Genomic DNA, 24,294 nt, shown 5'->3' with positions numbered 1-24,294 from the left:
GGAACTGGTTTTTTTGAGTCTAGCTGAAGCGTTTTCATGAAATGTTTTCATGAGGCGTGTTTCAGTCGGGTATTGATGACGCGAGTTCTGGCTTTGGTGCGTGTTGGGCTAAGGCAGACAGGGCCTCAACCAGCAAATCGATATCGGCTTCGGTATGCGCAGCCGACAGCGCAATGCGCAGCCGTGCCGTGCCTTCAGCCACAGTGGGCGGGCGAATCGCCGGCACCCAGATGCCGCGTGCGCGCAGGCCTTCCATCACGGCCATGGCTTCGTCGTTGCGGCCTATCAGCAGCGGCTGGATAGCGGTTTGCGAAGGCGGCAATTGCCAGTGGCTGCCTTTGAGGCCCGCCGTCAGCCCGCTGCGCAGCCGCGCAATCAGTTTCTGCAAATGCGCGCGACGCCATTCGTCTTGCTCAATGAGTTCAAGGCTGGTACGCAGCGCGCTGGCCAGCAGCGCGGGCGCCGCGGTGGCAAAAATATAGCTGCGGGTTTTTTGCAGCAGCCATTCGACCAGTGCTTCATCGCCCGCCACAAAAGCACCGGCCACACCGGCCGCCTTGCCCAGCGTGGCCATGTAGAGCACGCGGCGCGAGGCCTTGGCGCCATGCAGGCCGGCCGCGGCCAGGCTGCCGCGCCCTTGCGGGCCCAAAACGCCAAAGCCGTGCGCGTCATCGAGCAGTAGCAGCGCGTCGTGCCGCTCGCATAGCGCCACCAGCGCGGTAATGTCGGCGATGTCACCGTCCATGCTGAACACCGCGTCGCTGAGCACCAGCTTGCGCGGCGCATCGCTTTGCGCGAGTTCGCGGTCCAATGCGTCAAGGTCGGCATGGGCGTAGCGGTGGATTTTGGCGCGCGACAAGCGCGCACCGTCAATCAGGCAGGCATGGTTGAGCGCGTCCGAAAAAATCGCGTCGCCCGCACCCACCAGCGCCGGCACGATGCCGATATTGGTGGCGTAGCCGGCGTAAAAATACAGCGCACGCGGCAGGCCCACAAAGGCCGCCAGTTCGCGCTCCAGCGCTTCGTTGGCCGCGCTGTGGCCGCTGACCAGCGGTGACGCGCCCGATCCGACACCATAAGCCTGCGCGCCGTCGCAGGCCGCTTGCACCAGCGCGGGGTGCGTGGCCAGGCCCAGGTAGTCGTTGCTGCAAAAAGCCAGCATGCTGCGCCCGTCGATCGAGAGGCGCGCCCCGCTTTCAGGCACCACCACGCGGCGCTGCCGGCGCAAGTGGGTGCGGTCCAGCTCTGCCACGCGCGCTGGGAATTCATCGAGCCAGGAGGAGGTCATGTTCATTGCCATTCGGCGGGAAGGTGGATGGTGATGTTGCGGGCGTCAACACCGGCCTGCCAGGGCACGGTGGCCAGCAGCGGCGCCTGCAACTGCTTTTGCAGAAAGGCGATGTTGTCGTCCTGCGCCAGCATGTCCGGGTCGATGTGGTTGGCGACCCAGCCCGCCAGCGTGAGGCCGCGCGAGCGTATAGCCTCGGCGGTGAGTAGCGCATGGTTCAGGCAACCCAGCCGCAGGCCGACGACCAGCACCACCGGCAGGTCCAGCGCTTCGGCCAGGTCGGCGCCGGTTTCCAGCGACGAGAGCGGCACATGAAAGCCGCCTGCGCCTTCCACCACCACCGCGTCGGCCAGCAGTGCAAGCTGCCGGTAGCAGGCCACCAGCTGGGCGATGTCAATGCGCACACCGGCGCGGGCCGCTGCGATGTGCGGCGACACCGGGTCGGGCAGCAGCACCGGGTTGTCGAGCTCGGGCGGCACGCGGCAGGTAGAGGCGGCGCGCAGCGCGAGCACATCTTCATTGGCCTCGACGCCGTCAATGGATTCCGTGCCCGCCGCCACAGGTTTCATGCCCACCACACGCAGATGCCGTTTGGCCAATGCATGCAGCAGCGCGGCGCTGACCAGCGTTTTGCCCACGCCGGTGTCGGTGCCGGTGACGAACAGCGAGACGGTTTTGTGCGCCGCTTCAGCCATGTGCGCTGCCTTGTTCAGCCAGGGTGGCGTTCAGTGCCGCCAGCGCGCCGCGCGCCAGGTGGTCCACGGCTTCTTCGTCCATCACATAGGGCGGCATGGCGTAGACCGTCTGGCCTATCGGGCGCAGCAGTACGCCGTTGTGCATGGCGTGTTCCGTGTAGCGGCGGGCAAAGTGGGGTGCGGCCGTGGGGTCAATGTCCCAGGCCCAGATCATGCCCAGCCTGCGCGCGTTGCGCACGGCAGCGTGCTGCGTCAGTGGCGCGAACGCCTGGTCCAGTGTGCGGGCCAATGCGGCGTTGCTGGCCAGTACGTCGGTCTGCTCAAACAGTTCGAGCGTGGCCAGCGCCGCGCGGCAGGCCAGCGGGTTGCCGGTGTAAGAGTGTGAATGCAAAAATCCGCGCGCCACATCGTCGTCGTAAAACGCGTCGTACACCGCGTCAGTCGTGAGCACGGCCGACAGCGGCAGCGTGCCGCCCGTAAGCCCTTTGGAAAGACAAATGAAGTCAGGCCGTATGCCCGCCTGCTGGTGCGCAAACATCGTGCCGGTGCGGCCAAAGCCGGTGGCGATTTCATCGGCGATCAAGTGCACCTCGTAGCGGTCGCACAGTGCGCGTGCTTCGCGCAGGTAAGCCGCGTCATACATGGCCATGCCGGCGGCGCACTGCACCATGGGCTCGACGATGAGTGCGGCGGTGTGCGTGTGGTGTTGCTCCAGCCAGGCTTGCAGGCTGGCGGCGGCGCGGTGGGCGACATCCGTTGCGCTCTCGCCGGCTTGCGCACCGCGTGCATCGGGGCTGGCCACGGTGGCGGCCAGCCGCACCAGCGGCGCATAGGCTTCCCTGAAGAGCGCAATGTCGGTGACGGCCAGCGCGCCCACAGTTTCGCCGTGGTAACCGCCGGCCAGGCCGATAAAGCGGCTTTTTTCCGGCTTACCGCTGTTGCGCCAGTAATGCGCGCTCATCTTCAGCGCGATCTCGGTGGCGCTGGCGCCGTCGCTGCCGTAAAACGCATGGCCCAGGCCGGTCAGCGCGCCCAGCCGTTCCGAGAGCTCGACCACCGGCTGGTGCGTGAAGCCGGCCAGCATGACGTGATCGAGCGTATCCAACTGGTCGCGCAGCGCGGCCTTGATGTGCGGGTGGCCGTGGCCAAACAGGTTGACCCACCAGGAACTGATGCCGTCCAGGTAGCGCCGGCCTTCAAAGTCATGCAGCCACACGCCTTCGGCCCGGGCGATGGGCACGGGCGGGTGCGCCTCGTGCAGTTTCATCTGGGTGCAGGGGTGCCACACGTGGCGCAGGCTGCGCTGGGTCATTGAAGCGTTGTCCATGAGGCCCTGTGTGAAGAGAGAGAGGGAGAGGAAAAAGCCCGCGCGTTGCGGCGGGGCCGTGACGGCTCAGGGCTGCTGCACCGGTATGGTGGAGCGCTCTTCCTTGATGCGGTTGTCGGGGTTGACGAAGACCAGCTTGGGGCTGAAGCCCGCGACGTGCTCTTCATGCACCTGCGCAAAGGCCGCGATGATCACCAGGTCGCCCACGGCCGCGCGGCGTGCCGCGGAGCCGTTCACTGAAATAATGCGGCTGCCGCGTTCGGCGCGGATGGCATAGGTGATGAAGCGCTCACCGTTGTTGATGTTCCAGATGTGCACCTGTTCGTTCTCGGCCAGGTTGGCGGCGTCCAGCAGGTCTTCATCGATGGCGCAGGAGCCCTCGTAATTGAGTTCACAGTGCGTCACCGCCGCGCGGTGGATTTTGGATTTGAGCAGGGTTCTGAACATGGTGGGTGAGGATAGAAATCACGCGAGAAAGCAAAGCGCCATTTTGATGGGCCAAGCCCTGTGAAAAGGCTGCCGGGCCAGTCGCTGTAACATTTGCGACAGTTTTTGGCTCTATTTAATAGTTTAGTGCACGGTATCGTGCAATTCCTTTCTTAGATTGCTTATGAAAAAGTCATTTGATTTCTCTGCCGCGGCCGTGGCGACATTGGCCCAGGCGGATGCGGCGCGCGCGCTGGCGGAAGACGTGGGCGCGGGCGACCTGACGGCCGGGCTGATTGCCTCGGACCGCCAGGCGCGGGCACAGGTGGTAGCGCGGGAAAGCGCGGTGCTGTGCGGCAGCGCCTGGGTAGAGGCCACGATGCGGCAGCTGGACCCCGGAGCCCAGCTGATCTGGCATGTGAAAGATGGCGAACGCTGCGAAGCCAACCAATTGGTGTTTGAGGTGCGCGGCCTGGCGCGGGCGTTGCTGTCGGCCGAACGCACGGCGCTGAATTTTTTACAACTGCTCAGCGCCGTCGCGACTAAAACCGCGATCTATGTCGACATCGTGAAAGGCACACGTGCTGTGATTGTGGACACGCGCAAGACCTTGCCGGGCCTGCGGCTGGCGCAAAAATACGCCGTTGTCACCGGCGGCGGCACCAACCACCGCGTGGGTTTGTACGATGCCGTGCTCATCAAAGAAAACCATATCGCCGCGGCCGGCGGCATCCGCCAGGTGCTGGCGCGCGCGGCAGAGGTCGCCTCGCAGGCCGACTTTGTACAGATCGAGGTCGAGAACCTGGGCGAGCTCAAGGAAGCGCTGGACGCCGGCGCCACCATGGTGCTGCTGGACAACATGAGCCTGCCCGACCTGAAAGAAGCGGTGCGCATCAACGCCGGCCGTGCCGTGCTCGAAATCTCCGGCGGCGTGACGCTGGACGGCTTGCGCACCCTGGCCGAAACCGGTGTGGACCGCATCTCCATCGGCACGCTGACCAAGGATGTTCGGGCGGTGGATTTTTCGATGCGATTTGATGCCGCTGAATAAGCGGGTCTAAGCCATGAATGCCGTGATGCCTACCATCCGCGTCGAATACGAGCAACCTCTCGCAATGATTGCGGGCGAGGCCACCGTCTGCAGCACGCACGAGGCCTGGGCCCGTGTGCCGGCCGAGCCCACGCAGGCCGAGCGCGCGGCGCTGAAAAGCCGCATCCGTGAGCTGCTCAAGGCGCGCAACGCGGTCATGGTGTCGCACTACTACGTGCACCCCGACCTGCAGGACCTGGCCGAAGAAACCGGCGGCATGGTGTCTGACTCGCTGGAGATGGCACGCTTTGGCCGCGACCATGCGGCCAAAACGGTGGTCGTCTGCGGCGTGCGCTTTATGGGCGAGACGGCCAAAATCCTCTCGCCCGAAAAGCGCGTGCTGATGCCCGACCTGGACGCGACCTGCTCGCTGGACCTGGGCTGCCCGCTGGATGAATTCAGCGCGTTCTGCGATGCGCACCCCGACCGCACGGTGGTGGTCTATGCCAACACCAGCGCGGCCGTGAAGGCACGCGCCGACTGGGTGGTTACCTCCAGCTGCGCGCTCGACATCGTGCGCGCGCTCAAGGCGCAAGGCCAGAAAATCCTCTGGGCGCCTGACCGCCACCTGGGCGGCTACATCCAGCGCGAGACTGGCGCCGACATGGTCTTCTGGAACGGCGCCTGCATCGTGCACGACGAGTTCAAGGCGTTTGAACTTCAGGCGCTGAAAAAAGAACACCCCGGCGCGCGCGTGCTGGTGCACCCCGAGTCGCCCGCCGATGTGGTGGCGATGGCCGATGCGGTGGGCTCTACCTCCGGCATCTTGAAAGCCGCACGCGAGATGGACGCGAAAGAGTTCATCGTCGCCACTGACAACGGCATGCTGCACAAGCTGCGCACGTTAAATCCCGGCAAGGTGTTTATCGAAGCGCCCACCGCCGGCAACAGTGCCACCTGCAAGAGTTGCGCGCACTGCCCCTGGATGGCCATGAACGGGCTGGCAGGGCTGGCGCATGTGCTGGAGACGGGCGCCAACGAGATCCATGTCGATGCCGCGCTTGGCTTGCGCGCCCGTTTGCCGATTGACCGCATGCTGGCCTTCACCGAGGCCCTGAAGGCGGGCCAGCCGGTCACGGGCCTGGTGCCGCACATAGGCGCCGCCTGACGGGCGCCTGCGACGTGACAGGCTCCGTTTCAGCCCTCATCGACTTCACCGACCCCCACCAAGCGGAGGGGCCGCGCCTTCGCCATGCCTTTGGTGCGCCGCGTGAAGTGCTGGCGGCACACCGGCTCGGAGAAGTGCGCGCTGTGCTCGACGCCGTGCAGGCCGCGGCGCGGCAAGGTGCCTGGTGCGTGGGTTATCTGCGCTACGAGGCCGCACCAGCTTTTGATGCCGCATTCACCGTGCACCCGGCTGAAGGGCCGCTTGCCTGGTTTGCGGTGCATGACAAACCCTTGCCTTGGCCGCAGCCTGCGGAAGGGCCGTCGCCGCAGGTGCAGTGGCAGGACGTGTTGCCGCGCCCGGCGTTTGATGCAGCGCTGGCCGAACTGCAACGCGCCATTGCGAACGGTGAGTACTACCAGGCCAACTTCACGGCGCAGATGAAGGGTGTATTGGCAGGGGAGCCGGGCAGCGCCCCGGCCCTGGCTTTGTTCCATGCGCTGCAGCGGGCACAGCCCGGCGGTTATGCGGCCTTTCTGGATACAGGCAATGAACAATTGCTGTCGGTGTCGCCCGAGCTGTTTTTTGACTGGCGTGAAGGCTTGCTTTTGGCACGCCCCATGAAAGGTACGGCGCCCCGCGGCGCGAACCCGCAAGACGATGCGGCGCAAGCCGAAACCCTGCGCAACTCACCCAAAGAGCGCGCCGAAAACGTGATGATTGTGGACCTGCTGCGCAACGACCTGTCGCGCATTGCAGAGCCTTTCAGCGTGCGTGTGCCGCGCCTCTTTCACACCGAGGCCCTGCCCGCGGTGTGGCAGATGACCTCGGATGTCGAAGCCCGCACGCGCGCCGGTTGCGGCCTGGCCGATGTTTTTGCGGCGCTGTTTCCTTGCGGCTCCATCACCGGTGCGCCCAAGGTGCGCGCCATGCAGGCGATACATACGCTGGAGCCTGACCCACGCGGTGTGTACTGCGGTGCGATCGGTGTGGTGCGGCCCGGGGGCGCGGCCACGTTCAATGTGCCGATCCGCACGGTGACCCTGCGCGGCAATGCGGCGCGCTGCGGCATCGGCAGCGGGATCACCTCCGGCGCCACAGCCGAAGGCGAATGGCGCGAGTGGGGTCTGAAGCAGGCATTTGTGCAGCGCGCCAGTGCGCCGTTCGAATTGCTGGAAACTCTGGGACTCGCGGACGGTGAATTGCGCGATGCCGATGCCCATCTGGTGCGCATGTCCCAAGCCGCACAGCACTTTGGCTACGCGTGGGATGCCCGGCATGTGCAGGGTGCATTGCAGTCGGTGGCCGACGCGCATGCCCAAGGCGCGTGGCGGGTCCGTTTGCTGCTGGATTCAACGGGGCGTGCACGTGCCGAGGCCTATGCGCTTGCGGTCTCACCTGCGCGCGTGCGGCTGCAACTGGCGCAGCGCGCGCTGGACGAGGCGCATGGCGAATTCGTTCGCTGCAAGACCACCAGGCGTGCCCATTACGACGCCTTCACGCCCACGCTGCCCGATGTATTCGACACGCTGCTCTGGAACGCCGATGGCGAACTTACGGAATGCACGCGCGGCAATGTGGCTTTTTTGCTGGATGGCCGTTGGGTCACGCCGCCGCTGCGCTGCGGCTTGCTGGCCGGCGTGGGGCGCGCCCGTGCCTTGCAGGACGGCCGCATCCGGGAAGAGGCCGTGGTGCATGTGCAAGACCTGCCGCGCGTGCGGGCGCTGGCCTTTGTGAACAGCCTGCGGGGCTGGATACCTGCTGATCTGGACTTTGGGCCTGCCTAGGCCTCATCCGGGCTTGCAAGTGCAAATGTGGCTGGACAAGGAGACAATAGGCCACGTTCGTGTGAACACCGGATTGAAAGGCAAGTTGTGCTGGAAAAAATGAAGACCTTGTTTGGATCGGGCGCGCCCGCCCTTGCCCCTGACCTTGCGCTTAAAAAGCAGGGCGATCAACACCTGAACCAGGGGGATTTTGACAAGGCCGCGGCCTGTTACCGCGAAGCGGTGGCTATCAATCCGGGCCTTGTGGATGCCCATGTGGGCCTGGGGTTTGCTTTGCTTGAGCAGCAAAAATTCGGCGAGGCCATTCCTGCGCTCGAGCAGGCTTTGTCGATAAATCCCGCCCTTGCCGATGTTCACTATTTGCTGGGCACGGCGTCAAAAGCGCTTGATGACCTGCCTGACGCCATCCGGCATTTCACAAAAGCACTGGAACTCAAACCGGACTTTGAATTTGCCTATCGTGATCTCTTTGGTCTTTTGCTTCAGTCGGGCAAGCTGGAGGATGCCAAGGCGCTCATCAAAAAAGCCATTTTTGCCTTTCCCCGGTCGGCGGAATTTCACTTTTCCCTGGGAAACCTGCTGTTCAACGAAACTGATTTTCTGGGCGCCATTATTTGCCACAGCAAGGCAGTGACGCTGGAGCCTACCGCGTCGATGTCTTACAAGATCATGGGCGACGCCCACGGGCGTCTGAACCACCTTAAAAAAGCCATCGAGTGTTATGAAACGGCAATTTCGGTAGATGCCACAAATGCAGATGCCCACGCCGCGCTAGGCGGCGCCATGAATGCTTCGGGCAAAGGCGAAAAAGCCATCGAATGCTACCGGCGCGCCATTGAACTCAAGCCTGAACATGTTGAGGCGCATCGCTTCCTTGGCAATATTCTCCTGGAGCGTGGAGATAAAGAAGGGGCAATCAACAGCTACCGGCGAGTCGTCGAGTTGCAACCCGACAGCCCGGTGGCGCATCTGGTAGCTGCCCTGTCGGGGGAAAACTCGGAGCGTGCTCCCACTGGCTATGTTGAGCAACTGTTTGACGAATATGCGCCTACCTTTGACGCGCATCTGGTTCAAACACTGCGTTATGACGCGCCGAAAAAGCTGATTGACCTTGTCTGTGAAGCGTCCGCTCCGGCTGCGGGCCAGTGGTCTGTGCTCGATCTGGGTTGCGGCACGGGCTTGTCGGGCCTGGCCATTGCGCCTTATGCCAAAGAGCTGGTGGGGGTTGACCTTTCCGGCAACATGCTCGCGCAGGCCCAGGCGCGGGGCATCTACTCCCGGCTTGAGCGCATGGACATGCTTGCCATGATGCAAGAAGAGGCGGCCTCCCGCTATGACGTGGTGATCTCCACCGATGTTTTTATCTATGTCGGAAGGCTGGACGGATTGTTTGGCGAAGCGCAAAGACTGTTGCGCGCCGGGGGATTGTTTGCGTTTTCCGTGGAGTCTCTTGACGTCGCCAACGAGGAAGGCAAGGATGGATCGGACTTGCCGGATGCCCGCGACTTTCGGCTGAACACCACGGGCCGCTACACGCATTCCCTGGCCTATTTGACCCGCATCGCTTCGAATCACGGCTTCGAGATGCTGCGCAGGAAAGAAGTGCAGATCCGCGTGGAGGTTAGCAAGACTGTGCCTGGCTATCTGATGCTGTGGCGCCAGCGAAAAAGCGAAACACCACTGCCGGCTTAGGCCGCAGGCGGCACCAGCACAGTAGGCACGGCAGACGCAGCCAGCTCAGGATAGTCGCGGCTGAAATGCAGGCCGCGGCTTTCATGCCGGCCATGCGCTGAGCGCACGATCAAATCGGCCACCTGCACCAGGTTGCGCAGCTCCAGCAAATCGCGGGTAACGCGGAAGTGGGCATAAAACTCCTGGATCTCCGCGTCCAGCAAGGCGATGCGGTGCGCTGCGCGCTCCAGCCGTTTGTTGGTGCGCACAATGCCCACGTAGTTCCACATAAAGCGGCGCAGCTCATCCCAGTTGTGCGAGATCACCACGGCTTCGTCGGCATCGGTGACCTGGCTGTCGTCCCAGGCGGGCAAGGCCGGTGTTTCGGCGGGGGCGCCGGCCTCGATGGCCTGGGCCGTCGCACGCGCCAGCACCACACATTCGACCAGCGAATTGCTGGCCAGGCGGTTGGCGCCGTGCAGGCCGGTGCAGGCGGTCTCACCGATGGCATACAGGCCCGCCACATCGGTGCGCCCGGCCAGGTCGGTCATCACGCCGCCGCAGGTGTAATGCGCTGCCGGCACCACCGGGATGGGCTGGCGTGTGATGTCGATGCCCAGCTCGGCGCAGCGCTTGAGGATGTTGGGAAAGTGCTCTTGCAAAAAGGCCGGGCTCTGGTGGGAGATGTCCAGGTAGACGCAGTCCACGCCGTGCTTTTTCATCTCGAAGTCGATGGCGCGGGCCACCACGTCGCGCGGCGCGAGTTCGGCGCGCGCGTCGTGCGCGGGCATGAAGCGCCCACCGCCCACCGAGGCCGGCAACAGCAGCTTGCCGCCTTCGCCGCGCACGGCTTCGCTGATCAAAAACGATTTGGCATCGGGGTGGTAGAGGCAGGTCGGGTGGAACTGGATGAATTCCATATTGCCCACGCTGCAACCGGCGCGCCAGGCGGCGGCGATGCCGTCGCCGGTGGCGGTGTCGGGGTTGGTGGAATAGAGATAGACCTTGCCCGCGCCGCCGGTGGCCAATATCGTGTGGCCGGCGCTGAAGGTCAGCACCTCGCCGCTGGCGGTGTCGAGTACGTAAGCGCCGTGGCAACGCTTGCCGGCGCGTTGGAGCTGCCGGTCGGTGATCACGTCGACCAGCATGTGGTGCTCAAACAGTGTGATGCCGGGCGTACTGCGCACTTTTTCGATCAAGGTGCGCTGCACGGCGGCGCCCGTGGCGTCGGCTGCGTGCACGATGCGGCGCTGGCTGTGGCCGCCCTCGCGCGTCAGGTGCAGCTCACCGGGGTGATCACTGTCTTCTGAAAAGGCCACACCCAGTTCGCGCAGCCAGGTGATCGCCTCCGGCGCGCCTTCGACCACCGCGCGCGTGGCGGGCACATCGCACAGGCCTGCACCGGCAATCAGCGTGTCGTTCACGTGCTGCTCCACCGAGTCGCCTTCTGCCAGCACGGCCGCCATGCCGCCTTGCGCCCAGGCGCTGGAGCCGTCGTTGAGTTCGCGTTTGGTCACCACCGCCACGCGCCGGCACGGCGCCAGCAGCAACGCGGCCGTCAGGCCCGCCAGGCCGCTGCCGATGATGAGGACATCAAAGGCGTGCTGCGGCGGGGCCGGCAAGCGTGTCATGGAGGAGAAGGGGTGGGCCTAAGCAGGCGTGTACGCGAGGCGCACGTAGATGGGCGCAAAGGCCTCGGCCTGCGTCACTTCCAGCAGGCCTTCTTTCGAGAGCTCCAGCAGCGCGATAAAAGTCACCACCAGCACCGGCATGCCGCGCGAGGCGTCGAAAAGGTCTTCGAACTCGAGGAACTTGCGGCCCTGCAGGGTGCGCAGCACGATGCTCATGTGTTCGCGCACCGAGAGCTCTTCACGGCTGATGACGTGGTGTTGCACCAGGCGGGCCCGCTTGACGATGTCGCGCCAGGCGTCCTGCAGGTCGACCACGTTGACATCGGGAAAGCGCGGCTGCAGCGATTGCTCTACGTAGACCTGCGCACGCAGGAAGTCGCGGCCGAACTGCGGCACTTCGTTGAGCTTGTGGGCGGCCAGCTTGATCTGCTCGTACTCGAGCAGGCGGCGCACCAGTTCGGCGCGCGGGTCTTCGGGCTCCTGGCCCTCGGCCGTCTTTTTCGGCGGCAGCAGCATGCGCGACTTGATCTCGATCAGCATGGCCGCCATCAGCAGGTATTCGGCCGCCAACTCCAGGTTGGTGCTGCGGATTTCATCGACATAGGTGAGGTACTGGCGGGTGACCGCCGCCATCGGGATGTCGAGGATGTTGAAATTCTGCTTGCGGATCAGGTAAAGCAGCAAGTCCAGCGGTCCCTCAAATGCCTCCAGGAAGACCTGCAGCGCATCCGGCGGGATGTACAGGTCGTGCGGCATCGCAAAAAGCGGCTCGCCGTACAGGCGCGCCAGCGCGACCTGGTCGATCACCGCCGGCATGTCCGGGCTCAGCACGGCCGACAGCTCCTGGCCGTCTGCCGGCGGCAGTTCCTGGGGTGCGGGGGGGAAGGAGGTTTGGGACATGAAAAGAGGAATGGGCCGAAGGAGCTTGGCAGGCGTGTTAGGCGGCTCGCTATGAAAAGAGTAGCTGCTTACGCGCGTCCTGCCTGGGCGGAAGGCCGATTTGGCTCTTTATTTGCCGTTGGGGTGGCTAGCGGTGCCGTACACGTAAGGCTGCTGGGCAACGCGGGCCTCTCCATATTCGGCCTGTTCGGCGCGGTTCAGGTTTTTGTCCCACAACAGGGCGCGCCCGGCGCGCTGCTCGGCTTCCAGCGTGGGCTTGTTGGCCTTGAGCTGGTCGATAAACTGCGTCGTATCGGAGGTGTAGTCGGAGCGGCGGAAGAAGTTGAGGAGGGACATGGGTCTAAACTGCCTGAAACGTATAGTTGGCTGATTTTACCGGGGTCTGCCTTGCGCCCATTGTTTCCAAGCTCCGCACCGCTTTTTTCACCACTTTTCTCCATAAGGACGATTGCCTGTATGGGCCTGCTCTCATTTGTCCTGGGCCTGGTGGGTTGCGACCCGCAGCGCATCGCCGAGCTGGAAGAAGGCGTGGCGACCGAAGCCGATGTACGCGCCCGCTTCGGCGAACCCGAAAAGATCTGGGAAGCCGCCGACATGGCCGAAACGCCCCTGCCGGGCGCAGCGGCCGCCCCCGGCGCCCGCACCTTCGAATACAACCGCCAGCCGCAGGGCCAGGTCAATTACATGATCACCATAGGCGCCGACGGCAAGATGAGCGCGCTCAGGCAGGTGTTGACGCCGCAGAATTTTGAGAAAGTGCTGCCCGGCATGCGCATGGAGCAGGTGCGCAAGATGCTGGGCAAGCCGATGAAAGTCACGCCCTATGCGCTCAAGCAGGAAACCCATTACGACTGGCGCTACCTGAACCCGCCATCAACGGCGCGCATCTTCACGGTGGTGTTTGACGCCGACCTGAAGGTCAAAGGCACGGCGTCAGTGGACGAAGAAAGCATCAGCCCCAGCGGCGGGACGCGCTGAACAGCCCAAAAGCTGCCTGAAATCAGCCTAAAAACAGCGTGTTGGGCTGGTTTTGGCGCTGTTCACTGGATGGACTGCGCCACGCGGCGCGCGGCGTGCGACAGCAAGTCTCTGAACCAGCGGTGCGGCGGCGAATGCTGTGAGCGCTCATGCCAGAGCTGGTAGAAGCGCATGCGCGGAAAATCAAACGGCGGTGTGGAGAGTGTCAGCGGCAGCGTGCGCGCAAAATGCGTCGCGAAATGGCGCGATGTGGTGAACACCAGGTCGGTATTGACCAGCAGGTAGGGCGCCATCTCAAAAAACGGCACGACGACGCAGCCATCGCGCACCACGCGCAGGCTGCTGAGATGGGTTTCGACCACACCGCGCTGCGACTGCGAGTACGGCAAGGGCACGATATGGCGCGCCGCCAGGTACTGCTCGCGCGTCAGGCCGGCGGCGGCCCGCCGGTCATGGCTGCTCATCAGGCAGACCACGTCATCCTCAAGCAGCACCGACAGGTGCAACTGCTGCGGGGGCTGGGGCCAGTTGCCGATGACCACGTCCAGGTCGCCCTGCGCCAGCGCGCGTTCATAGTCGTACTCGGCGCCCAGCGGCTGCACCATGAGCCGGGCACGCGGCGCTTCCTGCCGGAAACGTTCGACCGCGCCGGCCAGGAAAGGCGCCGCCATGAAATCCGGTGAGCCGATACGAAAGGTTTGCGTGCTGGAAGCCGGATCGAACTGATTGGCGTCGGCGCGCATCGCATCAATTTCACCGAGCGCGCGGCGGGCATGCTCACGCAGCGCCAGCGCCCGGTCAGTCGGCGCCATGCCGCCTTTTTCCCGCACCAGCAGGGGGTCGTCAAAAATCTCGCGCAGCCGTTTCAGCGCGATGCTGATCGCCGGCTGCGACTGGTTCAGCCGGATGGCGGTACGCGAGACATTGCGCTCCGTCACCAGGGTCACCAGCACGCGCAGCAGGTAGCTGTCGACGGGATCGGCGGGTCTGCTCATGGCGTGGTTTTGTTATATGCAGGGGTACATAGTATTCGGATTCTGCAATGTCGCTTATAGCAGTCCCCGTGCGCGCCGCGCACCGCTTGTTCTTAGACTGGCGATGCCCCGAAAGGCGCGCCAATGACGCGTCAAAGCGAAAGCCGCAGGCCCCCGACTGATCTGCGGTTTACCCTAACGACACAGGAGACAAGCATGAGTACCGCAAGCGCCACGCTACCCCTTGCCCAAGCGCCCGCCAAGACGGAGCTGGACAATGTTTACAGGAAGATTTTTCTGCGGCTGATCCCGTTTTTGATGGTGCTGTGGATCCTCGCCTGGATAGACCGCGTCAACATCGGTTTCGTCAAGCTGACCATGCTGGACGATCTGAAATGGAGCGAGGCGGTCTACGGCCTGGGCGCGGGCATCTTCTTCCTCGGCTACTTCTTTTTTGAGGTGCCCAGCAACCTGCTGCTGCAGAAGATAGGCGCGAAAAAAACCCTCATGCGCATCACCATAGGCTGGGGCCTGACCAGCATCGCGATGATGTTCGTCAAGACGCCGGAGATGTTTTACTTTTTGCGTTTCCTGCTGGGCGTCTTCGAGGCGGGCTTTTACCCCGGTGTCATTCTTTACCTGACGTTCTGGTTTCCCAACGACCGCCGGGCCAAGGCTTTCGGCATGTTCATGTCGGCCTCGGCGCTGGCTGGTGTCATCGGCGGGCCGCTGGCCGGCTTCATCATGACCTCGCTCAATGGCGTCAACGGCTGGCAGGGCTGGCAGTGGGTGTTTCTGCTGGAAGGCGTTCCGTCGGTGATTGCCGGCTTCGCGACCTGGTTCTACCTGACCGACAAACCCGGGCAAGCCGGCTGGCTGACGCAGCATGAACGCGATCTGGTGCAGGCCGACCTGGAGCGCGACGCCAGGGCCTTGGGCCACCGTGAGCACAGCATGCTGGCTTCGCTGAAGGACTCGAAGATCTGGCTGATGATCCTGATCTACTTCTGCATCGTCGCGGCGAACTCCTCGCTGACCTTTTACGGCCCGACGTTGGTCAAGGAAGTCGGCTTCACCAGCCCTCTGGCGGTTGGCTGGATCATGGCCGGCGCCTACCTGTGCGGCGCGGCGGGCATGATTCTCAACGGATTCCATTCCGATAAGCAGCAGGAATCGCGTTACCACTGCGGCATCGCGGCGGCGCTGGGGTCTGCCTCGCTGCTGGTGATTGCCCTGGTGCTCAAGACCAGCCCGCTGCTGACCCTGGCAATGCTGACGCTGGCCATTGTCGGCACGATGAGCGCCATTCCGGTGTTCTGGCAAATGCCCAACCGCTTTCTGTCGGGCGCGGCGGCGGCCGGCGGCGTGGCGCTGATCAACTCGGTGGCCAACCTGGCCGGCTTCGGCGCGCCCTGGATGCTGGGCCTTATCAAGACCTCAACCGGCTCGCTGTCCGCCGGCCTGTATGTGGTGGCGGCGTTCGAGATCTGCGCGACGCTGCTGATCCTGCGCTTCATCCCGCGCATGCAAAAGACCAGGGCGAGCGCCCGCTAAGCCCGCTGAACCCGGTAAGCCCCCCAAAACGGAGACCCCCAATGACTGAAGCAGCGACATTCGCGCTGGACCTCGACACCCTCAACGCCATGGACAGGGAGGAATTCGCCGCCGCGCTGGCCGGCACGTTCGAGAATTCTCCCTGGGTGGCTGAAGCGGCGTGGGCGGCGCAGCCCTTTGCCAGCCTGGACGCCCTGCATGCGGCCATGATGGATGCGGTGCAGAGCGCGCCGCGGGGCACCCAGCTGGCCTTTCTGTGCGGCCACCCCGAACTTGCCGGCAAGGAGGCGCAGGCCGGCACCATGACCCGCGAATCCGTTGGCGAACAGGCCAGCGCCGGGCTGGACGCCCTGAGCCGGCATGAGATGGGCGAACTGCGAGAACTCAATGCCCGTTACCGCGAGCGCCACGGGTTTCCCTTCATCATTGCCGTGCGGCGCTACAGCAAGGCCGAAATCTTCGAGCGGCTGCGCAGCCGGCTGGCGCAAGGCAGCGAGCTCGAGCTCAAGGAAGCACTGGCGCAAATCGCTTGCATCACGCGGCTGCGGGTTGAGGCCAGGGTGGCAGCGTAAGCCGCCTGACTTGAGCAATAAGCGCTTGCTGCCCAATAAGTATGGGCGCAGGCAGCTATTGTTTTTATAGTGTCTCGATTTTGACGAGGAAACCCGTCCGCTCCATGACGGCCCGCGGCTGGGCGTTCAGCCCCGCCACCACCAGCCGCCCGCCGCGCAGCACGATGGCCTTGTGCAACTGCTCCAGCACGTCCAGGCCCGAGGTGTCCAGCGACTGCAGCGACTGCACATCCAGCCGCACCACCAGCCCTTGCGGCGCGCTTTCCACCACGTTGAGGATGGGGTCCAGCTTGGCCACCGCGCCGAAAAAGAGCGATCCATACAGCTGAAAGCTCGCTGCCTCGGCGCTGCGCGAGACCTCCACCACCTGGAACAGGCTGCTCATGCGCCGCACAAACAGCACGCAGGCCAGGATCAGCCCGACCTGCAGAGCCACCGTCAGGTCAAAAACCACTGTGAGGAAAAACGTGCCCAGCATGATCAGCCGGTAGTGGCTGCTGGCCTGGCGCAGGTTGGCAAACTCGCGCCATTCGCCCATGTTCCAGGCCACATACAGCAGGATGCCCGAGAGCGCCGCCAGCGGCACATGCACCGCCAGCGGCGCCGCTGCCAGCACGATGACGATGAGCGTGAGCGCATGCACCAGGCCCGAGACCGGCGAGCTCGCGCCCGAACGCACATTGGTCACCGTGCGGGCAATCGTGCCGGTGGCCGGCATGCCGCCGAAAAAGGGCACGACGAAGTTGGCCGCGCCCTGGGCCATCAGTTCCTGGTTGGGGTCGTGGCGCGGCAGGCCCGAGATCTGGTCGGCCACACGGGCGCACAACAGCGACTCGACTGCGCCCAGCAGCGCGATGGTGATGGTGGGCGCCACCAGCAGGCGCACCGTTTCCCACGAGAAGTCAGGCAACGCAAACGCCGGCAGCGCCCGGGGGATGCCGCCAAAGCGTGTGCCTATGGTTTCCACCGGCAGGCTGAGGAAATAGGCGAAGGCCGTGAGCGTCACCAGCGCCACGATGGGCCCCGGCATGCGCGAAGCCATGCGCGTGGCCCGCTTGAGCTGCACGCCCTCGACCGCCTGCATCATGCGGATCAGTCGCGTGGTGAAGCCGCCCGCGCTGCGGGTTTGCGTGTCAAACAGCCTGGGCCAGACAAACAGGCCCAGCAGGCAGGCCAGGCCCAGCCCCAGCGCAAAAGGGTTGAAGCTGTCTGCATGGCCGGCGATGACCTTGATCTGCGAGAAAAAGTCCGCCGGCATCTTGGGCACGACCAGGCCGAGCAGGTCCTTGATTTGCGACAGCACGATCAGCACCGCGATGCCGTTGGTAAACCCGACCACGATGCTCACCGGCACATAACGCACCAGCGTGCCCATCTTGAAGAAGCCCAGAAGGAAGAGCAGCACGCCGGCGCAGGCGGTCGATATCAGCAGGTTGGCCAGGCCGTAGCGCTCCAGGATGCCGTAGACGATGACGATAAAAGCGCCGGCCGGCCCGCCTATCTGCACCGCCGAGCCGCCCAGCGCCGAGATCAGCGCGCCGGCGATGATGGCCGTCCAGATGCCGGCCTCAGGCTTGAGCCCCGAGGCAATCGCAAAAGCCATGGCCAGCGGCAAGGCCACAATACCCACCGTGACGCCTGCCCCCGCATCCTTGAAAAACCGCTCCCGGCTGTAGCCCGCCAGCGCTGAAAAGAGGCGCGGGCGAAACGGTGCGAGGTAGGCCGGCAGGTGCATGGGACTTCGATTGTGGCGCGGGCCGCCCTCTAGTGATGAGTCCTTTGCGTGACTTTTTTCCATTGTTGGTTTTGTAATGATTCGTTACATTAAAGACGTGAGTTAGGTCTAATTAGTTACTTTTTGAGGTGCATTACTGACGGGATACTTTTCCGGTGTTTTGCCGGTTTAGTCAGTGTGGGCCTCGGCACCTTGTGGTTACGATTTTCAGCCGTGCCAAACGTGCTTTTCCTGGGGAAGTGATTGCCTGCCTTTTCTGTTTTTTCGCTTGCTGTCTTCTTGCGGTGCCCGTCATTCCTGGTTGCCGGCCTGGCGGGTTTGCTGCTGGCCTGCGGCATGGCGATGGCGCAGGAAACACCAGCTTCCCCGCCTCCGCAAATCCCGGCCGAGCTTCCAGTCGAGCTCCCAGCCCCAACGCCCGCGCCAGCCCCTGTCGTTTCTTTCAAGCCGGGGCGCGGCGTCATGGGCGAAGGCGACGTGCTGGTCGATGCTTCGGGTTCCCTCACGTTTGAGCAGGTGCGCAGCAAATTTGATGCCGGTGAAGGCCAGCCCATCCTGCCGCAGCGCATCATGCCCACGGGCGGCGGCAGCGCGATCTGGTACCGCCTTGCCTTGCCGGCGGTCGGCGAGCCCACACCGCTCATGCTCACCGTTCCCCACCCCAATATGGACAGCGTGGACCTGTACCGCCCCGCCGCCGGCCAGTGGCAACTGGAGCGTTCGGGCGACCAGCTTGCCGTGGCCCAGTGGCCGGTGCGCCACCTGACCCCGGCTTTCGAGCTCTTGCTGCAGCCCGGTGAAACCCGGCCTACCTACCTGCGGGTGACGCACAACTACCCCATCAGCGTGCCCTGGCAACTGGCCGACCGGCAGAGCTTTCACGAACAGTCCAAGGAGTCGCACCTGCTGCTCGGGGTGTACATCGGGCTGGTTTTGCTGATCGCGATGATGAGCGCGCTGCACGCCGTGTCCTGGCGCGACAGCATCCACCTATTTTTCGCCTTCTATGTGCTGGTGGTGGCGGCCGGCCAGCTGGCGCTGACCGGGCTGGGCGGCGAATTTCTCTGGCCCGGCAGCGCGTGGTGGAACGACAGCGCGCCGGTTGCCCTGACGCTGACCACCGCCGCGCTGCTGCACCTTTTTTTACGGCAAATGGTGGTGGATCGCGACGCGCCCTGGCTGACGCGCGGCCTGCTGGCGATGACGCTGATAGGCGCGGGCATCCTGACGGCCTTCCTGTTCATTGGCAACAAGTCTTCCTTCAACCTGGCCACCCCTTATTACGTGGGCAGCATGGCGGTCTACCTCAGCGTGGCCGGCTGGTATGTCTGGCGCCGCCCCATGGTCGGGACGTGGGTGCTGGCCGCCATGGTCTGCCTGACGGTGGGCTCGATTTTCCCCATCCTGCGCACGCAGGGCCTGCTGCCGCTGGGCGTGGCCACGCAGTACGGCGCCCAGATTGGCGCGGCGCTGGAGATTCCGCTGCTGCTGGTGGCCCTGTACCTGCGCAGCCGCGAAAAGCGCGACAACCAGGCCCGGGTCGGCGCCCTGACCCGCGCGGACCCCTTGACGGGCGTGGGCAACCACCGCGTGCTGCTGCAGCGCCTGGACAGCCTGCTGATGCGCCAGGTGCGCGACCCCGGCGCGGGCGCCGTGGTGCGCGTGCGGCTCAGCAACGCGATCGAGATTCGCCAGGACTACGGCATGGAAACCGCACAAAGCGCCGTGGTGCAGGCCGGCGCCTGCATCACCAGCGTGGCGCAAGAGGGCGACACCGTGGCCCGGCACCGCGACGGGGACTTTGTGCTGGTGCTGCAGGGGCACCTCACGCGCGAGCAACTCACCGACATCGGCCAGCGCCTGATTGCACGCGGGCTGTCTGAAAGCCCGGCCTTGCCGCCCAACACCGTGCTGCAGCTCAAGGTGGTGATCGCCGAAGCCCCCTTCCAGCTGGCCGACGCCACGCTACTGCTCCAGTCGCTGGGCGCCGTGCTGGGCGAGCTGGCCGGCCGCTCGGGCACTGCACTGCGTTTTGTGAGTGGCCCGCAGGGGAGCAACGGCGTTAACGGCAGTAATGGCAGTAATGGCGCCAGCGGGGCCGATACGCGCAACGCACCGGCCGCCGCCCAGGAGCAGTCTGCCGAGGTTTAGGCCGCGAGCGGCTTTTGCTCCTTCTTAGTGAATCTTAGTGAATGCGCATGCCGGGCGTTGCACCCGGCAAAGGCTCCAGCACATAAATGCCTGGATGCGCTTTTTCATCTCCGTGGCTCGCGGCCAGCACCATGCCTTCGCTGATGCCGAACTTCATCTTGCGCGGCGCCAGGTTGGCCACCAGCACCGTGAGCTTGCCGACCAGGTCTTCGGGCTTGTAGGCCGAGGCAATGCCGCTGAACACATTGCGCATGCGGCCTTCGCCGGCATCCAGCGTCAGGCGCAGCAGCTTGGTTGAGCCTTCCACTGCTTCGCAATTGACGATTTTTGCAATGCGCAGATCGACCTTGGCGAAGTCGTCAATCGTGATGACGGGCGCCAGCGCCTCGCCGCCGGGCAGGGCGGCCTCCGCTACTGATTCAGGAGCGGCTTGCGCTGATTCCGCCTGGGCTGGAGCTTCAAACAAGGCTTCAAGCTGTTTGATGTCGACGCGCTGCATCAGGTGTTTGTAGTCGCCGATCACGTGGCCGGCGCCCAGGCTTTTGCCGGCGTCGGCAAAAGTCAGCGGGCCCACCTTCAGGAAGTCTTCCACCTGCGCCGCCAGGGCCGGCAGCACCGGCTTCAAATAAATCGTGAGCAGGCGGAAGGCCTCGATACACACGGTGCAGACATCCTGCAGGCGCGCGTCCATGCCTTGCTGCTTGGCCAGCTCCCAGGGTTTGTTCTGGTCCACATAGGCATTCACGCGGTCGGTCAGCAGCATGGTCTCGCGCAGGGCCTTGGCAAGCTCGCGGCCTTCATACAGCGGCTCAATGGTTTCTTTCGCGGCGCGCAGTGCGCTCAGCAGCGCCGTGCCGTCGGCCGACACCTCGCCCAGCTTGCCGCTAAAACGTTTGGCGACAAAACCCGCGGCGCGGCTGGCGATGTTGATGTACTTGCCCACCAGGTCGCTATTGACCCGCGCCATAAAGTCGTCCGCATTGAAGTCGATGTCTTCATTGCGCGCATTGAGCTTGGCGGCCAGGTAGTAGCGCAGCCATTCGGGGTTCATGCCCAGGCTCAGGTACTTGAGCGGGTCCAGCCCGGTGCCGCGGCTTTTGCTCATCTTCTCGCCGTTGTTCACGGTGAGGAAGCCGTGCACAAACACGTGGTCCGGCGTCTTGCGGCCGCTGAAGTGCAGCATCGCCGGCCAGAACAGCGTGTGGAAGGTCACGATGTCTTTGCCGATGAAGTGGATCTGCTCCAGCTCGGGGTCGGCCATGTAGGCGTCGTAGTCTTCACCGCGTTTGCCCAGCAGGTTCTTGAGCGAGGCCAGGTAGCCGACAGGCGCGTCCAGCCACACATAAAAGTATTTGCCCGGCGCATCGGGGATCTCGATGCCGAAGTAGGGCGCGTCGCGGCTGATGTCCCAGTCGCCCAGGCCTTCGCTCTGGGTGCCGTCGGCATTGGTCCGCACGGAAAACCATTCCTTGACCTTGTTCGCCACTTCCGGCTGCAGGCGCGGCTTGCCTTTGGCGTTGTTGCCGTCAATCCAGTCTTCCAGGAACTTGACGCTGCGCTCGTCCGACAGCTTGAAGAAAAAATGCTCCGAGCTTTTCAGCACGGGCTTGGCGCCCGACAGGGCCGAATAGGGATTGATCAGGTCCGTGGGCGCATACACCGCGCCGCAGACTTCGCAGTTGTCGCCGTACTGGTCTTTTGAATGGCAATTCGGGCACTCGCCTTTGATAAAGCGGTCCGGCAGGAACATGTTCTTTTCAGGGTCAAAGAACTGGTCTATGGTTTTGGTCTCAATCAGCGAGCCTTGGGCGTTGTCGCGCAAGTCGCGGTAAATCTGCCTGGCCAGCTCGTGGTTTTCCGGCGCATCGGTCGAATGCCAGTTGTCAAAGCTGATGTGAAAGCCGTCCAGGTAGGGCTTGCGGCCCGCGGCGATGTCGGCCACGAACTGCTGCGGCGTCTTGCCGGCTTTTTCAGCCGCGATCATGATGGGCGCGCCGTGGGTGTCGTCGGCGCCCACAAAGTTCACCGCATGGCCCTGCATGCGCTGAAACCGCACCCAGATGTCGGCCTGGATGTATTCCATGATGTGGCCGATATGGAAATTGCCATTGGCATAGGGCAGGGCGGTGGTGACAAACAGGCGGCGCTGGGACATAGGGGTGCTTTTGTGCCTTGAGGGCTTTGGGAACGGGTAACCCGCGATTTTAAGTCTCCCGGGCTAGCGTCTGCCCCGGCAAGCCCCCATGACCCCAAGGCCCGGCGGCGCGGCGTTAGACTTCACGCCAACCCCCACCAGTCAGATTCAACGAGATTCACCGGAGTATTCCCCCATGTCCCTGGACCAACAGGCCGTCTTGAACGCCGTGCAAACCGTGCTGGACCCCAACACCGGCAAAGACTTCGTCAGCACCAAGGCCCTGAAAAACCTGCAGATCAGCGGCAGCGACGTCTCGTTTGACGTCGAGCTGGGCTACCCCGCCAAAAGCCAGATCGCCGGCCTGCGCAAAAGCCTGATCGCCGCCGTCAAGGCTGTGCCGGGCGTCGGCAATGTCTCCGTCAACGTCAGCTTCAAGATCGCCAGCCACAGCGTGCAGCGCGGCGTGCAGCTGCTGCCCAACGTCAAAAACATCATCGCCGTGGCCTCGGGCAAGGGCGGTGTCGGCAAAAGCACCACCGCCGTGAACCTGGCGCTGGCTCTGGCTGCTGAGGGCGCCAGCGTCGGCTTGCTCGACGCCGACATCTACGGCCCCAGCCAGCCCATGATGATGGGCATCGAAGGCCGGCCCGAGAGCGTGGACGGCAAGAACATGGAGCCGATGGAGAACTACGGCCTGCAGGTCATGTCCATCGGTTTCCTGGTCGCGCAGGACGAAGCCATGATCTGGCGCGGCCCCATGGCCACCCAGGCGCTGGAGCAGTTGCTGCGCCAGACCAACTGGAAAGACCTGGACTACCTGATCGTCGACATGCCGCCCGGCACCGGCGACATCCAGCTCACGCTGTCGCAGCGCGTGCCCATGACGGGCGCCGTCATCGTCACCACGCCGCAAGACATCGCGCTGCTGGACGCCAAAAAAGGCATCAAGATGTTTGAGAAAGTCGGCGTGCCCATCCTGGGCATTGTGGAAAACATGGCGGTGCACATCTGCAGCAACTGCGGCCATGCCGAGCACATCTTCGGCGAAGGCGGCGGCAAAAAAATGGCGCAAGACTACAAGATGGACTACCTGGGCGCCCTGCCGCTGGACATCCAGATCCGCCTGCAGGCCGACAACGGCCGCCCCACCGTGGTGGCCGACCCTGACGGCGAAGTCGCCGGCATCTACAAGGCCGTGGCGCGCAAGATGGCCGTCACTGTGGCTGCGAAGGCCAAGGACTTCTCAGCCAAGTTCCCGACCATCACCATCTCGAAGAACACCTGAGGTCTTCAAACCCATGAATCTGCTGGCCTCACTGCGTTACCTGGCCGCGCTTGACGAGCACAAGCACTTCGGCCGCGCGGCGCAGGCCTGCAACATCACCCAGCCCGCCTTGTCCAACGCCCTGCGCGCGCTGGAGGACGAGTTCGGCGCCGCCATCGTGGTGCGCGGGCGCAGTTTCGTCGGCTTCACGGAAGAGGGCGAGCGCGTGCTTGCCAGCGCCCGGCGCATGCTGCATGAGCGCGAGATCCTCAAACAGCAACTCGACAGCTCGGTAGAGAGCCCGCGCGGGCACCTGACCATCGGTGTCGTCCCCACGGCGGTCTCCATTGCCGCGCGTTTTGCGGCCATGCTGCACGCCCGGCACCCTGGCATCACGCCGGTGGTGCTGTCCCTGAATTCGCACGACATCGAAACCCGGCTGGAAAACCTGTCGCTGGACATGGCGTTGGGCTATACCGAGCGGCTGAGCGCGCGCAACACACGGCTGACCACGCTGCCGCAGTACACAGAACGTTATTTCCTGGTGCGCCGCGCCGCCAGGCCCAGCCCGGATGTGTTGCGCTTTGGCAAGCCCATGACCTGGGCCGACGCCGCCAAACTGCCGCTGTGCCTGCTCACCCCCGATATGCACAGCCGTACGCGGGTAGACGCCGCATTTGCCGCCGCCGGCGTAAAAGTTGAGCCGGTGATGGAGACCAACTCCATGCTGACGCTGGCCTTGACCGTAGTCGTCGGCGAGGTCTGCAGCGTGCTGGCCGGCGCCCTGGTCTGCGCCGTGCAGGGCTACCGTGAACTCGAAGCCCTGCCCCTGACACCCGACGTGGAAACACCCGTCGGCTTCATGATGCAGGCCACCGACCGGCCTTCCCGCACGCTGGAGGCCGCCATGGCCCTGGCTGCCGAGCCGGCCTGGCTGCGCCATGCGGCCGATTACAGCGCCCATCCGGAGAGTCGTTCGACCTAGGCAAACCTTTGCATACATTCAATC

Annotated in this window: 20 protein-coding genes; 10 read left to right on the top strand and 10 right to left on the bottom strand. The window is 64.1% G+C overall.

Annotated elements, in window-relative coordinates; translation table 11 throughout:
- Positions 1-61: 61 nt before the first annotated feature.
- The 4 genes from bioF to panD form a co-directional block, all read right to left on the bottom strand.
- Entirely contained in the window at positions 62-1,288 is a 1,227-nt protein-coding gene (gene bioF, locus BM408_RS08700; protein ID WP_092129020.1) for an 8-amino-7-oxononanoate synthase, read from the bottom strand.
- A 2-nt stretch (positions 1,289-1,290) separates the two neighbouring features.
- Positions 1,291-1,983, bottom strand: a complete 693-nt coding sequence (bioD, locus tag BM408_RS08695; protein ID WP_092129018.1) for a dethiobiotin synthase — start codon at positions 1,981-1,983, stop codon at positions 1,291-1,293.
- On the bottom strand, positions 1,976-3,310 hold the full coding sequence (locus BM408_RS08690) for an adenosylmethionine--8-amino-7-oxononanoate transaminase (protein ID WP_092129016.1): 1,335 nt from the start codon (positions 3,308-3,310) through the stop codon (positions 1,976-1,978). Before BM408_RS08690 ends, bioD begins: the two co-directional genes overlap by 8 nt.
- 66 nt (positions 3,311-3,376) lie before the next feature.
- On the bottom strand, positions 3,377-3,757 hold the full coding sequence (panD, locus tag BM408_RS08685; RefSeq protein WP_007867856.1) for an aspartate 1-decarboxylase: 381 nt from the start codon (positions 3,755-3,757) through the stop codon (positions 3,377-3,379).
- A gap of 163 nt (positions 3,758-3,920) precedes the next feature.
- On the opposite strand from panD, the gene nadC reads away from it, so the two are divergent.
- The 4 genes from nadC to BM408_RS08665 all read left to right on the top strand — a co-directional run bounded on the left by nadC (position 3,921) and on the right by BM408_RS08665 (position 9,410).
- Complete coding sequence (nadC, locus tag BM408_RS08680; protein ID WP_092129014.1) at positions 3,921-4,787, top strand: carboxylating nicotinate-nucleotide diphosphorylase; 867 nt, start codon at positions 3,921-3,923, stop codon at positions 4,785-4,787.
- A gap of 13 nt (positions 4,788-4,800) precedes the next feature.
- Positions 4,801-5,934, top strand: a complete 1,134-nt coding sequence (gene nadA / locus BM408_RS08675; protein ID WP_092129012.1) for a quinolinate synthase NadA — start codon at positions 4,801-4,803, stop codon at positions 5,932-5,934.
- 14 nt (positions 5,935-5,948) lie between these two features.
- Complete coding sequence (gene pabB, locus BM408_RS08670) at positions 5,949-7,718, top strand: aminodeoxychorismate synthase component I (RefSeq protein ID WP_092129010.1); 1,770 nt, start codon at positions 5,949-5,951, stop codon at positions 7,716-7,718.
- Positions 7,719-7,817: 99 nt separating this feature from the next.
- Positions 7,818-9,410 carry a tetratricopeptide repeat protein gene (locus tag BM408_RS08665; RefSeq protein ID WP_175541734.1) on the top strand — a complete coding sequence of 531 codons (1,593 nt, stop codon included), beginning with the start codon at positions 7,818-7,820 and terminating at the stop codon, positions 9,408-9,410.
- Here the strand turns inward: BM408_RS08665 and nadB are convergent.
- The 3 genes from nadB to BM408_RS08650 form a co-directional block, all read right to left on the bottom strand.
- Positions 9,407-11,020, bottom strand: coding sequence for an L-aspartate oxidase (gene nadB, locus BM408_RS08660; protein WP_092129006.1), 1,614 nt, complete (start codon positions 11,018-11,020; stop codon positions 9,407-9,409). The genes BM408_RS08665 and nadB overlap by 4 nt on opposite strands.
- Before the next feature lie 18 nt (positions 11,021-11,038).
- On the bottom strand, positions 11,039-11,920 hold the full coding sequence (locus BM408_RS08655; protein ID WP_092129004.1) for a segregation and condensation protein A: 882 nt from the start codon (positions 11,918-11,920) through the stop codon (positions 11,039-11,041).
- Positions 11,921-12,028: 108 nt separating this feature from the next.
- Complete coding sequence (locus BM408_RS08650) at positions 12,029-12,256, bottom strand: DUF3460 family protein (protein WP_092129002.1); 228 nt, start codon at positions 12,254-12,256, stop codon at positions 12,029-12,031.
- 120 nt (positions 12,257-12,376) lie between these two features.
- Here BM408_RS08650 and bamE point away from each other — a divergent pair, with 120 nt between their 5' ends.
- Complete coding sequence (gene bamE / locus BM408_RS08645; protein ID WP_092129000.1) at positions 12,377-12,898, top strand: outer membrane protein assembly factor BamE domain-containing protein; 522 nt, start codon at positions 12,377-12,379, stop codon at positions 12,896-12,898.
- A 62-nt stretch (positions 12,899-12,960) separates the two neighbouring features.
- On the opposite strand, the gene BM408_RS08640 is transcribed toward bamE, so the two are convergent.
- Complete coding sequence (locus BM408_RS08640; RefSeq protein WP_092128998.1) at positions 12,961-13,893, bottom strand: LysR family transcriptional regulator; 933 nt, start codon at positions 13,891-13,893, stop codon at positions 12,961-12,963.
- 195 nt (positions 13,894-14,088) lie between these two features.
- Between BM408_RS08640 and BM408_RS08635 the strand changes: the two genes are divergently transcribed.
- Together BM408_RS08635 and uraD are read left to right on the top strand one after the other, a co-directional pair.
- A complete protein-coding gene (locus BM408_RS08635) occupies positions 14,089-15,426 on the top strand; it encodes an MFS transporter (protein ID WP_092128996.1) in 1,338 nt (445 codons plus the stop codon).
- 41 nt (positions 15,427-15,467) lie between these two features.
- Entirely contained in the window at positions 15,468-15,998 is a 531-nt protein-coding gene (uraD, locus tag BM408_RS08630) for a 2-oxo-4-hydroxy-4-carboxy-5-ureidoimidazoline decarboxylase (protein ID WP_092128994.1), read from the top strand.
- A 64-nt stretch (positions 15,999-16,062) separates the two neighbouring features.
- On the opposite strand, the gene BM408_RS08625 is transcribed toward uraD, so the two are convergent.
- The gene (locus BM408_RS08625; protein ID WP_092128992.1) at positions 16,063-17,733 is read right to left on the bottom strand and encodes a SulP family inorganic anion transporter; all 1,671 of its coding nucleotides are present in this window, start codon (positions 17,731-17,733) and stop codon (positions 16,063-16,065) included.
- Between the two features lie 279 nt (positions 17,734-18,012).
- Between BM408_RS08625 and BM408_RS08620 the strand changes: the two genes are divergently transcribed.
- Complete coding sequence (locus BM408_RS08620; RefSeq protein ID WP_254774746.1) at positions 18,013-19,884, top strand: sensor domain-containing diguanylate cyclase; 1,872 nt, start codon at positions 18,013-18,015, stop codon at positions 19,882-19,884.
- A gap of 34 nt (positions 19,885-19,918) precedes the next feature.
- Here BM408_RS08620 and metG read toward each other — a convergent pair whose 3' ends face one another.
- On the bottom strand, positions 19,919-22,039 hold the full coding sequence (gene metG / locus BM408_RS08615) for a methionine--tRNA ligase (RefSeq protein ID WP_092128990.1): 2,121 nt from the start codon (positions 22,037-22,039) through the stop codon (positions 19,919-19,921).
- 175 nt (positions 22,040-22,214) lie between these two features.
- On the opposite strand from metG, the gene apbC reads away from it, so the two are divergent.
- Both apbC and BM408_RS08605 read left to right on the top strand, forming a co-directional pair.
- Positions 22,215-23,306: an iron-sulfur cluster carrier protein ApbC gene (gene apbC / locus BM408_RS08610; RefSeq protein ID WP_092128988.1), complete on the top strand. Its 1,092-nt coding sequence runs from the start codon at positions 22,215-22,217 to the stop codon at positions 23,304-23,306.
- A gap of 13 nt (positions 23,307-23,319) precedes the next feature.
- On the top strand, positions 23,320-24,270 hold the full coding sequence (locus tag BM408_RS08605) for a LysR substrate-binding domain-containing protein (RefSeq protein WP_092128986.1): 951 nt from the start codon (positions 23,320-23,322) through the stop codon (positions 24,268-24,270).
- The last annotated feature ends 24 nt before the right edge of the window (positions 24,271-24,294 follow it).

This window comes from Polaromonas sp. YR568 (assembly GCF_900116715.1).
GTDB lineage: Bacteria > Pseudomonadota > Gammaproteobacteria > Burkholderiales > Burkholderiaceae_C > Polaromonas.
This window is presented reverse-complemented; position numbering and strand designations above follow the sequence as displayed.

What these genes read in the sequence shown, in the direction of transcription:
- bioF (WP_092129020.1), bottom strand. Translation starts at nt 1,288, where the DNA reads ATGACCTCCTCCTGGCTCGATGAATTCCCAGCGCGCGTGGCAGAGCTG.
- bioD (WP_092129018.1), bottom strand. Translation starts at nt 1,983, where the DNA reads ATGGCTGAAGCGGCGCACAAAACCGTCTCGCTGTTCGTCACCGGCACC.
- BM408_RS08690 (WP_092129016.1), bottom strand. Translation starts at nt 3,310, where the DNA reads ATGGACAACGCTTCAATGACCCAGCGCAGCCTGCGCCACGTGTGGCAC.
- panD (WP_007867856.1), bottom strand. Translation starts at nt 3,757, where the DNA reads ATGTTCAGAACCCTGCTCAAATCCAAAATCCACCGCGCGGCGGTGACG.
- nadC (WP_092129014.1), top strand. Translation starts at nt 3,921, where the DNA reads ATGAAAAAGTCATTTGATTTCTCTGCCGCGGCCGTGGCGACATTGGCC.
- nadA (WP_092129012.1), top strand. Translation starts at nt 4,801, where the DNA reads ATGAATGCCGTGATGCCTACCATCCGCGTCGAATACGAGCAACCTCTC.
- BM408_RS08665 (WP_175541734.1), top strand. Translation starts at nt 7,818, where the DNA reads ATGAAGACCTTGTTTGGATCGGGCGCGCCCGCCCTTGCCCCTGACCTT.
- nadB (WP_092129006.1), bottom strand. Translation starts at nt 11,020, where the DNA reads ATGACACGCTTGCCGGCCCCGCCGCAGCACGCCTTTGATGTCCTCATC.
- BM408_RS08655 (WP_092129004.1), bottom strand. Translation starts at nt 11,920, where the DNA reads ATGTCCCAAACCTCCTTCCCCCCCGCACCCCAGGAACTGCCGCCGGCA.
- BM408_RS08650 (WP_092129002.1), bottom strand. Translation starts at nt 12,256, where the DNA reads ATGTCCCTCCTCAACTTCTTCCGCCGCTCCGACTACACCTCCGATACG.
- bamE (WP_092129000.1), top strand. Translation starts at nt 12,377, where the DNA reads ATGGGCCTGCTCTCATTTGTCCTGGGCCTGGTGGGTTGCGACCCGCAG.
- BM408_RS08640 (WP_092128998.1), bottom strand. Translation starts at nt 13,893, where the DNA reads ATGAGCAGACCCGCCGATCCCGTCGACAGCTACCTGCTGCGCGTGCTG.
- BM408_RS08635 (WP_092128996.1), top strand. Translation starts at nt 14,089, where the DNA reads ATGAGTACCGCAAGCGCCACGCTACCCCTTGCCCAAGCGCCCGCCAAG.
- uraD (WP_092128994.1), top strand. Translation starts at nt 15,468, where the DNA reads ATGACTGAAGCAGCGACATTCGCGCTGGACCTCGACACCCTCAACGCC.
- BM408_RS08625 (WP_092128992.1), bottom strand. Translation starts at nt 17,733, where the DNA reads ATGCACCTGCCGGCCTACCTCGCACCGTTTCGCCCGCGCCTCTTTTCA.
- metG (WP_092128990.1), bottom strand. Translation starts at nt 22,039, where the DNA reads ATGTCCCAGCGCCGCCTGTTTGTCACCACCGCCCTGCCCTATGCCAAT.
- apbC (WP_092128988.1), top strand. Translation starts at nt 22,215, where the DNA reads ATGTCCCTGGACCAACAGGCCGTCTTGAACGCCGTGCAAACCGTGCTG.
- BM408_RS08605 (WP_092128986.1), top strand. Translation starts at nt 23,320, where the DNA reads ATGAATCTGCTGGCCTCACTGCGTTACCTGGCCGCGCTTGACGAGCAC.